This is a genomic window from Actinokineospora sp. (genome assembly GCF_050699995.1).
Classification (GTDB): Bacteria; Actinomycetota; Actinomycetes; order Mycobacteriales; family Pseudonocardiaceae; genus Actinokineospora.
In genome coordinates this window covers 1-12,363 of record NZ_JBOHGC010000067.1, presented here as the reverse complement: position 1 = coordinate 12,363, position 12,363 = coordinate 1, and the positions used below count along the sequence as shown (strand labels likewise).

12 protein-coding genes are annotated in these 12,363 nt (G+C 70.3%); 6 read left to right on the top strand and 6 right to left on the bottom strand.

What is annotated here, in order from left to right:
• Positions 1-854, bottom strand: an 854-nt coding sequence (locus tag ACRDSQ_RS04200; RefSeq protein WP_431418918.1) for an alanine racemase, incomplete at its 3' end; no start/stop codon positions are given.
• 145 nt (positions 855-999) lie between these two features.
• On the opposite strand from ACRDSQ_RS04200, the gene ACRDSQ_RS04195 reads away from it, so the two are divergent.
• The gene (locus ACRDSQ_RS04195) at positions 1,000-1,917 is read left to right on the top strand and encodes a sporulation protein (RefSeq protein WP_431418916.1); all 918 of its coding nucleotides are present in this window, start codon (positions 1,000-1,002) and stop codon (positions 1,915-1,917) included.
• Between the two features lie 13 nt (positions 1,918-1,930).
• Positions 1,931-2,317, top strand: a complete 387-nt coding sequence (locus ACRDSQ_RS04190) for a pyridoxamine 5'-phosphate oxidase family protein (RefSeq protein ID WP_431418914.1) — start codon at positions 1,931-1,933, stop codon at positions 2,315-2,317.
• On the opposite strand, the gene ACRDSQ_RS04185 is transcribed toward ACRDSQ_RS04190, so the two are convergent.
• Entirely contained in the window at positions 2,310-4,160 is a 1,851-nt protein-coding gene (locus tag ACRDSQ_RS04185) for a DNA/RNA non-specific endonuclease (protein ID WP_431418912.1), read from the bottom strand. The genes ACRDSQ_RS04190 and ACRDSQ_RS04185 overlap by 8 nt on opposite strands.
• Before the next feature lie 547 nt (positions 4,161-4,707).
• Here ACRDSQ_RS04185 and ACRDSQ_RS04180 point away from each other — a divergent pair.
• The 4 genes from ACRDSQ_RS04180 to ACRDSQ_RS04165 are packed head-to-tail and all read left to right on the top strand — an operon-like array spanning position 4,708 to position 8,596.
• Positions 4,708-7,194 carry a sensor histidine kinase gene (locus tag ACRDSQ_RS04180; RefSeq protein WP_431418909.1) on the top strand — a complete coding sequence of 829 codons (2,487 nt, stop codon included), beginning with the start codon at positions 4,708-4,710 and terminating at the stop codon, positions 7,192-7,194.
• Between the two features lie 22 nt (positions 7,195-7,216).
• Complete coding sequence (locus tag ACRDSQ_RS04175; protein WP_431418906.1) at positions 7,217-7,651, top strand: roadblock/LC7 domain-containing protein; 435 nt, start codon at positions 7,217-7,219, stop codon at positions 7,649-7,651.
• The gene (locus ACRDSQ_RS04170) at positions 7,651-8,022 is read left to right on the top strand and encodes a DUF742 domain-containing protein (RefSeq protein ID WP_091370049.1); all 372 of its coding nucleotides are present in this window, start codon (positions 7,651-7,653) and stop codon (positions 8,020-8,022) included. Before ACRDSQ_RS04175 ends, ACRDSQ_RS04170 begins: the two co-directional genes overlap by 1 nt.
• On the top strand, positions 8,003-8,596 hold the full coding sequence (locus tag ACRDSQ_RS04165) for a GTP-binding protein (protein ID WP_431418905.1): 594 nt from the start codon (positions 8,003-8,005) through the stop codon (positions 8,594-8,596). The genes ACRDSQ_RS04170 and ACRDSQ_RS04165 overlap by 20 nt, the downstream gene beginning before the upstream one ends.
• Here the strand turns inward: ACRDSQ_RS04165 and ACRDSQ_RS04160 are convergent.
• The 4 genes from ACRDSQ_RS04160 to ACRDSQ_RS04145 form a co-directional block, all read right to left on the bottom strand.
• The gene (locus ACRDSQ_RS04160) at positions 8,593-9,369 is read right to left on the bottom strand and encodes an LmeA family phospholipid-binding protein (RefSeq protein ID WP_431418904.1); all 777 of its coding nucleotides are present in this window, start codon (positions 9,367-9,369) and stop codon (positions 8,593-8,595) included. The two genes, ACRDSQ_RS04165 and ACRDSQ_RS04160, sit on opposite strands and share 4 nt — an antisense overlap.
• A gap of 188 nt (positions 9,370-9,557) precedes the next feature.
• On the bottom strand, positions 9,558-9,854 hold the full coding sequence (locus ACRDSQ_RS04155; protein ID WP_431418901.1) for a hypothetical protein: 297 nt from the start codon (positions 9,852-9,854) through the stop codon (positions 9,558-9,560).
• Positions 9,851-10,426 (bottom strand): hypothetical protein, encoded by a 576-nt coding sequence (locus tag ACRDSQ_RS04150; protein WP_431418900.1) that lies wholly within the window; start codon positions 10,424-10,426, stop codon positions 9,851-9,853. Before ACRDSQ_RS04150 ends, ACRDSQ_RS04155 begins: the two co-directional genes overlap by 4 nt.
• A 68-nt stretch (positions 10,427-10,494) precedes the next feature.
• On the bottom strand, positions 10,495-11,997 hold the full coding sequence (locus ACRDSQ_RS04145) for an SDR family NAD(P)-dependent oxidoreductase (protein WP_431418899.1): 1,503 nt from the start codon (positions 11,995-11,997) through the stop codon (positions 10,495-10,497).
• Positions 11,998-12,363: the final 366 nt, after the last annotated feature.

Below are 12,363 nucleotides of genomic sequence, written 5' to 3'. Positions count from 1 at the left end.
GTGCCGCAGCGCAGCACCGGCAGCACCGGCACCGGCCACGGCGCGGTCAGCGCGTCGGCGACGAGGTCGAAGAACGCGCTGCCGCCCGCGGTGACGATCACTCGGTCGGTCTCGAACGACAGCGCTTCCACCGTCGCGCGCAGGCGGTCGAGGTACGCGGCGACGGCGTCGAGCCCCGCCGGGCTCGCGTCGGCCGACGCCGGAGCCTCGTACCCGCCGACCCCGGTCAGCCGCAGCGCCGGACTGGCCGCGATGGCCGCGGCCACCGTCCTGGCCGTGTCGAGGTCACGCACGCCGGTGCGCCCGCCGGGGACCCCGACCTCCACGAGGACATCGATCGGGCGGGCGCCCGTCCATGCCTGGGTCATCAGCTCCACCCCACGCACCGAGTCGACCCAGCAGGTGAACTCGAAGTCCGGGTCGGCGTCGAGTTCGGCGGCCAGCCACCGCAGCCCGGCCGGGTCGAGGAACTCGTTGGCCAGCAGGACCCGGCTGACCCCGAACGCCCGGTACACCCGCAGCTGCCCGGCGGTGGCCGCGGTGATCGCCCACGCGCCGTGGTCGAGCTGGCGGGCGAAGAGGGCGGGGGCCATGGTCGTCTTGCCGTGCGGGGCGAGCAGCAGCCCGCGCTCGGCGGTCCACGCCGCCATGGTGGCCAGGTTGTGCTCGATCGCGGGCCCGTCGAGGGCGACGACCGGCCCGACGAAGTCGAACAGGACAGGTCGGCGCGCGATCGCCTCGTCGACGGACAGCCCGAACAGCGCGTGCGGCACCGACTTGAACCGCCAGTCCAGCCGCTCCTCGCCGAGCCGGTCGACGGTCACCCGATCGAGTCGGGCGGGCGATGCGATCATGGAGCTCTCCGCTCACTCAATGTTCGGCGTGCCGCAGGGAACCGTTCCCCCGCTCGTGCGTCAAGGATGGCGAGACTCGGGAACGCGCGCCCGGCGCGACCCGTTTGACGGTGGACGGCCCCGCTGTGAAGGAGAGAACTACCTGATGGTGTTCAAGAAGATGCTGCGCGCGCTCGGCGTCGGTGGCCCGACGGTCGACACGGTGCTGACGGAGTCCCGCGTGTACCCCGGCGGCGAGATCGTCGGCGAGGTGCGGATGACCGGTGGCGAGCACCCCTCCGACATCGACTACATCGCGCTGTCGCTGGTCACCAGGGTCGAGCGCAGCGGCGCCGCCGTCGTCGAGTTCGACCGCGCCGTGGTGTCCGGCCGGTTCCCGCTGGGCGCGGGCCAGAGCACCGTGGTCCCGTTCCGCCTGCCCGTCCCGTGGGAGGCCCCGGTCACCGAGGTCTTCGGCCACCAGCTGCACGGCATGGGCTTGGGCCTGCGCACCGAGCTGGCCGTGGCGAAGGCCGTCGACAAGGGCGACCTCGACGCCCTGCACATCGTGCCCCTGCCGTCGCAGGCCGCGGTGCTGGAGGCGTTCGCCCGCCTGGGCTTCCACTTCCGCTCCGCGGACCTCGAGCACGGCCGCATCCACGGTGTCGACCAGCGGCTGCCGTTCTTCCAGGAGATCGAGTTCCACCCGCCGCGCGAGCTCGCGCGCGGCATCAGCCAGGTCGAGCTGACCTTCGTCACCGACCCGGCGGGCATGGCCGTGGTCCTCGAAGCCGACCGCAGGCCGGGCATGTTCTCCTCCGGCGGCGACGCGTTCGGCCGTTTCCACGTCTCCCACGAGGAGGCCGAGCGCACCGACTGGGCCGGGCTGATCTCCCAGTGGCTCGGCGAGGTCTCCTCGCGGCGCCCGTCAAACGGTTTTCACGGCGGCGGCCACCACGGGGGTCACCGGGGTGGCGGCGGTATGGGCATGGTCGGCGGCGTGGCCGCGGGTCTCGTCGGCGGCATGGTCCTGGGCGAGGTCTTCGAAGAGGTGGGCGAGTCCTTCTTCGGCGACGAAGGATGATTAGGGTTGTCGGGTGCCACCGGTATCCGATGAGTTCGAGGCGTTCTGGCGGGAACGCCATCTCTGCACACTGACCACGGTCCGCCCCGACGGCACGCCCCATGTGGTGCCGGTCGGGGCGACCATGGACTTCGAGAACGGCGTCGCGCGGGTGATCACCTCCGGCGACTCCGCGAAGGTGCGGCACATTCTCAAGGCGGGCAGCGCGCCCGCCGCCCTGTGTCAGGTGGACGGCCGCCGATGGTCCACTGTGGAGGGTCGGGCGGTCGTCGTCCAGGACGCCGAAGCCGTCGCCGACGCGGAGAACCGTTACGCGCAGCGCTACAAGACCCCGCGGGTCAACCCGCGCCGGGTCGTCATCGAGATCACCGTGACCAAGGTGTTGGGAACGGTCAAGTAGTCCAGACGATGTCCGACAGGCTTGAAAGGGGAGCGGGCGGGCCCGCGGCCTCCGGGCGCACCGGCACGGTGTCGGCGGCCCGGAGCGCGTCGGGGAGTCGCACGCTCGTGCGGGCCTCAAGGTCGGCCACCGACACCTGGAACAACCGGAACTCGTCGAGGTCCAGGGTTTCGAGCTGGTCGAGGTTCTGGGTCAGCAGGAACGCGGCGGCCCGCAGCGTCCCGCCCTCGACGAAGGCGATGGCCTTCCAGAACTCCCGCGGAATGGCCACACCGCGGAACACCCGGTCGTCGGCGCCGAACACCGGGCCGCCGAAGATGCTGACCTTCAGGTCGTCCACGTCGACATCGGCGAAGACCGCGTCCTCCAGCCGCCCCCACAGGCCATTGCGCGCGCTCTGATTGAAGTCGTCCATCTGCGGGGTGATGTTCGTGAAGAAGAACGAGTCGCGATTAGCCTGACGCGCTTCGTCGAGTGAGCCCCAGAGAAGATCGGCTCGGCGGGCGAGATGCCCCCGATCGAGCCGATTGTCCCGATACAGCTCGTCCCCGGCCTGAACTCCGGCAGGCAAGCGAGGATCTTTCACAAATGGAATTCCGGTGCGGCTGATCTTCTTCAGTCCGCCGCCATCGACATTCCATGCCACCCAGTATGCGAATTTCCGACTCCGGCTCATGGTCAGCGAGAAATGCGTGTAGTCGACCCGGGTGGTTCCGTCCACACCGACCGCGTCGTCGCGCACCGCCGGGTCGAGGTCCGGCACGGCCAGCGGCACGCTCAGGAACCCGGAGTTGAAGCCCCCGACCGCGACTCCGGCCTCGGGCCGCACGAGGGTGACGCCCAGTTTCTCGAAGATCGACCGGGGCAGGCAGGCCAGCGCGTGCTCGTCCGGGTCGCCGCCGCCCTCGCCCGCGAAGTGCAGCCCGGCCAGCACCTTTCCCGGCCGCCCGTTCGCCGCCCTGAAGACCCAGGCCGCCCCGGAGTCGCCGCCGCTGCTGATCTCGCCGTCGAGGGGCTTCTTCGCCGGGTCCACGCCGATCTCGAAGCAGCCGACCTCGATGATCCCCTTGGCCCCGCCGTAGTTGATTTTCGCGATCGTGTCGATCCGCCGCACCACACCGTGGGTGACCCCGGTCGTGCGCCCGCCCTTGACCACCTTGTCGCCCAGTTCGGGCTCGCCGAGTTCGTCGACCACGACGTCGAGGTCGAGCTGGGACGCGTCGATCCCGCGGCCCTCGATCGCCGCGATGGCGCCGTCGCCCGCGATGCCCAGGTACGACCGCAGCAGCGGGCCCAGGTGGTTCTGGGCGGTCCGGTTGTCGTCGTGGGTTCCGGGCTGCACGACCACGTCGCCGAGCGCGCCGCTGTTGCCGTGCAGCACGTGCCAGTTGCTCAGCACGCAGGGCTTGCCGGTCTCCATGTCGTAGACGATCGCGCCGATCGTGCCGCAGGTGATGCTCGGGTGGCCGACGCTGACCCCCGGCCGGACCGGGTCGATCCGGACCTTGCGTGCGTTCGGATCGGACTCGGCCACCACCCGGAACTCGGCCTTGTAGACCCGCTGCAGCACGTCGGTGGGCACCTCGACGCCGTTGACCGTGATCGACGGCGGCAGCATCGCGGTGCCCAGTGCCTCCAGTTGCTCGGGCTCCGCCTTGGCCGCGACGGTGAACTGGATCGAGACCTCTTTGGTCTGCCTGCGGCCGCGGACCTTGTAGCCCACGCCGATCGAGGAGACGTTCGGGTCTTTGAGGTAGTCCGATCCCCGGGCCCGGATGAACGCGCGTAGTGCGGGGAAAAGGGAGTCGCCCGGCTCGCTGCCGCCGGTCTTCTTGGCGCCCATGGGGAGTCCTTCGTCACGCCGTTAACCGGCTCTCGGATGGGTGATCAGACCTTCCCCCTGATTGGTGGCGCTGGGCAAGGGCCTGTTGTCACTCCGTAGCCACGCCCGAGTTTTATTACCCTTTTGGTCACCCTATGGAGATCCGGGCTTTGCCTATCGGACGGACGTGTCCGTTCTGCGGAGATAGTCAAGGGGTCGCCAATTCCACGATCGAGTGAACCGCTACTCTCTCCCTCGCGTACCGCGCGCGATCGTTTGCTCTGAGTGCCGTTGATCTTGTAAAACGTCGACTATCACTCCGTAGGGCGATCACGGCCGGGGAACGCGGCGGGACAACGGGCGACAGTGAGAACCGCTGTGGATGGGGGAGCCAACAGGTGCGAGGGGGCAGACGCGCGGTAGGGGCGCGTCAGCCGGATACCCGCCCTGGAGCGACTCGGCCACAGCCAAGCGGGCGCGCCTCGACACCGAGTGATCAGGTCGGGAGGCGGTTCGTTCAGGCACCACCGGCGTCGATCACGCCGTCGGCCCGACGTTGTGGAGAGCTGTGAAGCGGAAGAGTGGTGCGCAGGCCAAGAGCACGTCCATCCGGTCCCGCCTCACCGGTGTCGTCCTCGTTCCCGCGCTCATCCTGTTGGCCATGTGGGCGGTCTTCTCCACCTACACCGTGTTCGACGGCATCTTCATCCGCGACACCGCCGCCGCGGTCAAAGGCGGGTCCATCCCGGCGGTCAACACGCTCGCCGCGCTGCAGCGCGAACGGCAGGCCACGATCGCCGCGCTGAACGCGGGCACACCGGACCTGCCCGCCCTCGAGACCCAGCAGCAGACGACCGACGTGGCTCTGCGCGACTTCACCACCGCGCTCGACCAGATGCCGGGCAGCACCACCCCGGAGATCGACGCGCGGCTGCGCGGCTTCATCGAGTCGGTCAGCGCGCTGCCGCAGCGACGCACCGAGGTCGAACGCGGCGGCGCGGACATAAACCAGGTCTACGAGTACTACAACGGCCTGGTCGACGCGGGCCTCGCCGTGTTCGAGACCCAGGCCCGGGCCCTGCCCGACGCGGGCATGGTCGAGTCGACCCTGACGATGATCGACACCATCCGGGTCGGCGACCGGATGTCGCGGGCGGGCTCGCTCGGCGCCGTGGCGATCGCGGCGGGCGGGTTCACCCCCGAGCAGCACGTCGCGTTCGTGACCCTGGTCGGGTCCTACCGCACCACCCTGCTCACCCAGGCCGCCCTGGGCGTCGAGCCGGCGAAGACCGCCTACGAGCGGCTCGCCGCGTCCCCGATGTGGCAGCGGCTCGTCGCCGCGGAGAACGCGCTGATCACCGCGGGCCCCCGCGAGGAGACCAACGACCGGCGCAACCCGCCGCCAGGGCCGCCCGTCACCGCGCAGGAGTGGTCGACCGTCACCACCGCGGGCGCCGAGGACCTGATCAAGCTGTCCACCCAGCAGGTCGCGGGCGCGGTCGCGGTGGTCGTCGAACGGGCGGACAAGCGGTTCGCCACCGGGCTCATCGGCAGCCTCATCGCCCTGCTGACGGTGATCGCGGGCATGGCGGTCGCCACCTGGATCGCCCGCAGGCTCGTCGACCAGGCGCTGGTCACCCGGCTCCAAGGGCTCAAGAACGACTCCCTGCGGTTGGCCCACGAACGGCTGCCCGACATCGTCGACCGGCTGCGCCAGGGCGCCAGGGTCGACGTCGGCGCCGAGGTGCCGCCACTGGACTACGGCACCGACGAGATCGGCCAGGTCGCCGACGCGTTCAACGCCGCGCAGTACACCGCGATCGCCGCGGCGGTGAAGGAGAGCCAGGCCCGCGAAGGCGTCAACCGGGTCTTCCTCGGCATCGCCCACCGCCACCAGGGACTGGTGCACCGCCAGCTCAAGATCCTCGACAAGATCGAGCGCGAGGAGGAGAACCCCGAGCACCTCGACGCGCTGTTCCAGCTCGACCACCTGGCCACCCGGGCCCGCCGAAACGCCGAGAACCTGATCATCCTCGCGGGCGAGCAGCCCGGTCGGCAGTGGCGCAGACCGGTGCGGCTGCTCGACATCCTGCGCGCGGCCGTCGCCGAGACCGAGCAGTACGTGCGGGTCCGCGTCCAGCAGGTGCCCGACGTCGCGCTGCAGGGCGTCGCCGTGGCCGACACCATCCACCTCGTCGCCGAACTGGTCGACAACGCGGCGTCGTTCTCGCCGCCGCGCTCCCAGGTCGACGTCTACACCAGCCAGGTCTCCGGCGGTGTGGTCGTGGAGATCGAGGACCACGGCCTGGGCATGACCACCGAGGACCGTGAGCAGGCCAACCAGATGCTCGCCTACCCGCCCGAGTTCGACGCGATGGCGCTGCGCGGCGAGTCGCGCCTTGGGCTGTTCGTGGTGGCGCGGCTGGCGAGCAGGCGGTCCATCCGGGTCGAACTGCGCGAATCCCCGTACGGCGGCACGGTGGCGCTGGTATTCCTGCCATCGGACATCGTGGTCGAGGCGGTGGACGACGAGTCGGGGGGACCCGGCCCGCGGCCCCGCCAGCACGTCGAACGCAACGCACGGGCGCCGGAGCCCGCTGGGACGCCGTTCGAACCGCCGATGACAGGCATCGACTGGATGTGGTCGGATTCGGCGGGTGCCGCAGACGACGGCGCCCACTGGCCGATGCACGACGACGAAACACCGGAAACGGTGCCACGGCAAGGATTCCGCGGGCAGATCACCGACCTCGGGACCGACTTCGCCGCGGCACTCGGCGGCGGCGACATCGACCGAGCCAACGTCGAGGTCGGGGAGCCGCGCAAGGTGAACGAGAACTGTGTGGGCGGTGGGCACGACGAGACGGGGCCCGCGCTGCCCAGGAGGAAACGGCAGCAGAACCTCGCGCCCCAGCTGCGCGACGAACCGCCCGTCGAGGACCCGCCGGAACGCGAGTACTCCCCGGAACGCGTGCGCGACACGATGTCGGCGTTCCAACGGGGAACGCGCGACGCGCGCCGAGCCGACCCGCCGGTCGAGCCAAGAGACTTCTGATCGAGAGGGAGGACTGCACCACGTGAACGACAAGATCGGCCAGGACCGCCAGCTCAACTGGCTTTTGGACGACCTGGTCCGCAGGGTCGTCGGAATCCGCCACTCCGTCGTGCTCTCCGCGGATGGCTTGCTCCTGGGCCGGTCCGAGGACCTGTCCAAGGACGATTCCGAACACCTGTCCGCGATGGCCTCGGCGTTCCAAAGCCTGGCCCGCGGGACCGGCAGACAGTTCGGCGGCGGCCAGGTGCGGCAGACGATCGTCGAGATGGACCACGCGTTCCTCTTCGTCACCGCCGCGGGCCGAGGCGCCTGCCTGGCCGTGCTGGGCGAGGAGGACGCCGACATCGGCATGATCGCCTACGAGATGAACATGCTGGTCAAACGGGTAGGGGCGCACCTCGCGTCGGCGCCGAGGGTGGGGCAGCCCGCGGTGCTGCCGGGTCGACGGCCGTCCTGATGGCGGGGGACCGCGACTGGTGGTTCGACGAGGCGGCGGGCCCGCTGATCCGGCCCTACGCGATGACGCGGGGCCGGACGAGGCCGGGCGCGCCGAACCTGAACCTGGTCACCCAGATCCGCGCCTCCCGCAACCGGTCGGACCTCTCCCAGCTCACACCCGAGCACCAGGAGATCGTCGACCTGTGCGAGCGGCCGCTGTCGGTGGCCGAGATCGCGGCTTACCTGAACATCCCCCTCGTCGTGGCGAAGATTCTGATCAGCGACCTGCTCGAGCTGGGGGATGTGGTGGCGGGCGCGCCGTTCCAAACCTCGGACATCGTCGACACGAAGTTCCTGCAGGCGGTGCTCGATGGCATTCGGAGGATCTGAACAATTGAGTGACACGGGGGTCATTCCCACCGCGGTCAAGATCGTGGTCGCGGGCGGATTCGGCGTCGGGAAGACCACCATGGTCAACTCGGTCAGCGAGATCCCGCCGCTGCGCACCGAGGAGGTGCTGACGGAGGCGGGGGTCGGCGTCGACGACATGGCGGGGATCGAGGGCAAGGAGACGACCACCGTCGCCCTGGACTTCGGCCGCATCACGATCAGTCCGCGGGTGGTGCTGTACCTGTTCGGGACGCCTGGGCAGAACCGGTTCTGGTTCATGTGGGACGAACTGGCGATCGGCGCGCTCGGCGCGGTCGTCCTGGTGGACACGCGGCGGCTGGATTCGAGCTTTCCGTCGATCGACTTCTTCGAGAACCGCAACATTCCGTTCGTGGTGGCGGTGAACCGGTTCGAGGACGGTTTCCCGCATACCGACGGCCAGGTCCGGCAGGCGCTGGACCTCGACCCGAACGTGCCGATCGTGAGCTGCGACGTGCGGGACCGGGAGTCGAGCAAGGAAGTGCTGATCGAACTGGTGCAGTACACGATGGACCAGTTGGCCGCGGGGGTCTAGCGGCCGATCGTCAGGGTCTGCGCGGCCGTGGCGAGCAGTCCGACCATCTCGGCCAGCGGGGTGCTGGAGAGTTTGTCGCGCCAGTCCTGGGCTTCGCCGCGCAGCCGCACGCCGTCCTCCGACGTCATCACCGAGGTGAGGGTCAGACCTCGCGGCAGGTCGGGGAGCGGGAGTTCGAAGGGGGACAGCCTGCCCGGAAGCGGCAGCCTGCGTCCGGCGACCCACAGGGCGGTCGGACGCAGCCGGGCGACGCCGTCCGCCACCTCCGGGGCCACTTCCAGTTCCCCCGGCCACGGCTTGCGGGAGACCAGCAGGACGGTGCCGAAGCGCACCCTCAGGTCGGGTCGGGTCTCGGCGATCTCCGCCAGCAAGGTGTCCGCGGTGATCGTCACGTCGAGCTGGACCGACTCGGCGGTGACGGTGGTGGAGAGCGGCCCGGCGAAGCGCAGGTCGCGGGCGGTCACCAGAAGCCGCTCGAGGGGCAGCGGGGGCCAGCCCAACTCCCTCGCCTCGAACGTCGCCTCATCGATGCGGCCCTGGGCCAGCCGGAACGTGTCGCCCGTGCAGGCCAGGTCGACGACCGTCATGGGGACGTCCTGGTCCGCGGTCCGGACGGTCACCCGCTTCCCGCGCAGCCGCTGGGCCGCGACCCGGACGGCGGTCTCGAGCACTCCCGCGGGTGTCGTGGGCACGGAGGGCAACAACGCCCGGCCCGCCGCGAAGACGGCCTCCAGGCCGCGCACCGGCAGCCATCCCTCCAACGGCCCAGTCACCCGTCCACTATGACCCACCCGCGTGACGCGCCCGTGCGTGGGCCGTCCCTGGGGTGCGTTCACTCCGGCTCGAGTGCCGCGGGCGGTTAACATCAAATCCGGGGATGCGGCACGTCATGGAGTCGACTTGGTTGCAGGCAGAAGGTCAAGGAGCAGGTCGACGGCGACCTGCTGGCCCGGGTGCTGCGTTACGCGGTCGAACGCGCCCGCGGCGAGGAAGTCCACGGCAGTTGCGCCACGAGCGGCTGCTCTCCATGGAGAAAGGGCGCCTCGAACGCGGGTTGCTGCCCACGCCGGTGCTCAAGGACGACGGGCTGCGCGTGCAGAGCCGCTACGCCGCTGGCCGCGAGCGGATGCTGCTCGGGGGTGACTTCTACGACGTCGTCGAAGCCGACGACGGCACGGTGCACGCCATCGTCGGCGACGTGTGCGGGCACGGGCCGGACGAAGCGGCGCTGGGCGGTCAAGCTGCCGAAGTAGCTCACGGGTTGTTCTGCGCGCTGACGGTCAGGGTCTTGGAGACGGTCTTCGCGTCCTTGGGCCACACCGTGTACTTGTGCGTGGTCTGCCCGGCTGTGCTTGAGCACGGGAACGACAGCTCCAACTGCCCCGTCGCCGGATAGTCCTTGCCGTAGGCGCCGTAGAGGGTCGGGTTGTCGACCGCGATCGCCGCGCCGTCCGCGCCGGTGATCTTCCACGCGATGATGACCGGCGTGCCCGGCTTGGAGTACGGCGCGTCGGGCGTGCCGTTGATCGGACACGACGGCTTCTGCACCACGGTGAAGCTCACGATCACCGGGCCGGTCGGCGGCCTGGAAGTGGTCGTTGTCGTGTGGTGGGTGGTCGTGCGCGGAGGCGTCGCGCGGGTCGTGGTGTGCGCGCCGCCGCCGTTGGGCTTGGCGGCGTCGGTCGCGGTGACCGTGACCGTCTCGGTGGGCGGCGGCGTCGTCGTGACCCGGCCCTGCGCGTCGCTGGTCTGGACACTGGTGCAGCCGACGGCGGTGAAGGCGGCGGCCGCCAGCAGGCCGGTCAGTCTTCGTGCTGTGGTGCCGTTCATCGTGATCCCCACCCGTTCTCTCTGCGTGAACAGACAGACGTGCGGAGTCGAAGGAGGTTGCGGGCGCCCTACCAGGCCGCGGGTTCGTAGTCCTTCAGGAAGCAGCCGTGGATGTCCTCGCCCAGTTCACCGCGCACGATCGGATCGTAGACCCGCGCGGCGCCGTCGACGAGGTCCAGCGGGGCGTGGAAGCCCTCCTCGGCCAGCCGCATCTTCGTCGGGTGCGGGCGTTCGTCGGTGATCCAGCCGGTGTCGACGGCGGTCATCAGGATGCCGTCGGCGAGCATCTCCTGGGCGCTGGTGCGGGTCAGCATGTTCAGCGCGGCCTTGGCCATGTTCGTGTGCGGGTGGCCCGGGCCCTTGTAGCCGCGGCTGAACTGGCCCTCCATCGCCGACACGTTGACCACGTACTTGCGTCGCGCGGTCGCCGCGGCCATCGCCGAGCGCAGCCTGCTGATCAGGATGAACGGCGCGGTCTGGTTGCACAGCTGCACTTCCAGCAGCTCCATGGCGTCGACCTCGTGCACCCGCTGGGTCCAGCTGTTCACCGGGTGCAGGTCGGGCACCAGGCCGCCCGCGTCGATGGCGGTGTTCTCCGCGATCCGCTCCGGCGACGCCGAGCCCGCGGTCAGCGCGAGCGCGGTCACCGGGTGCAGGTCGTTGGTGTGCGGTTCGATGGCCCCCGCGAGCGCCGCCGGGTGCGCGTCGCCGGTGCGGCCCAGGCTCAGCATCTCGGGCAGCGGCCCGGACGGCAGGGGAGCGGACTCGGCCTCCGCGAGCAGCGAATACGACCCGGCCGACCGCCGCACGGTCTGGGCGGCGTTGTTGATGATGATGTCGAGCGGCCCCTGCGCGGCGACGGTGTCGGCCAGCGCGACGACCTGCGCCGGGTCCCGCAGGTCGATGCCGACGACGCGCAGCCGGTGCAGCCAGTCGGCGCTGTCGGGCATCCCGGCGAACCGCCGCACGGCGTCGTGCGGGAACCGGGTGGTGATGGTGGTGTGCGCGCCGTCGCGCAGCAGGCGCAGCGCGATGTACATGCCGATCTTCGCCCGGCCCCCGGTCAGCAGGGCGCGGCGCCCCGTCAGGTCGGTCCGCGCGTCCCGGCGTCCCCGGTTCAGCTCGGCGCAAGGTGGGCAGAGCTGGTGGTAGAACGCGTCGACCACGTGGTAGCGCTGCTTGCAGGTGTAGCAGGAGCGGGCGCGCAGGAGGGTCCCGGCGCTGGCGCCGACGGTGTTGGAGACCAGGGGGATGCCCTGGGTCTCGTCGTCGATGCGGTCGGGGGAGCCGGTGGCGGTGGCTTCGGTGACGGCCTTGTCGGCCTGCGTCACCGCGGCCCGCTTGGCGGCGCGGCGGCGAATCCGGACCGACTTGAAGATGCGCGCGGTCGCCCGGCGGACGGCCACGGCGTCGGGGTGTTCGGTGGGGAGCTGGTCGACCTCGGCCAGGACGTCAAGGCAGGCCTGGAGGCGTTCGGGATCGATGCCTGCGGCGTCGGGGGCGGGGTCGAAGCCGTCCTCGGCGTCGAAACCCTCGGTCTCGTCGACCGTTTCGTCCTGAATCGCAGTCATGTCCCGCTCCGCATCGCACTTTCGTCACGACAACTGTAGAAGCCGCGCTTGGGGCGGCGGCCGGCCGCCAGTATTTCCCGCTTCCCGCGATGGGCCACTTCGATATAGCTATCAAGATAACGGATGGAGGTCGGGGGGACGTGGTCGAGATGGCGGGTCGGCCCAGTCGGCACGTCGCGACCACCACGCCTTGAGGGGGAGCTTGTCGGACACCGGTCCCGTCGAAGAGCCATCGGGTTGGCCAAACCCGTTCCCGGTGCTCATGACAACAGGCAGTCCAAGAGCACCCTTGCGGAGCATCCGTTTCCCGCCGCGTGAACAGCCCGAGCCGGGCATCTGAGCGAAGAGGTGGGCCCGGACCAGCGG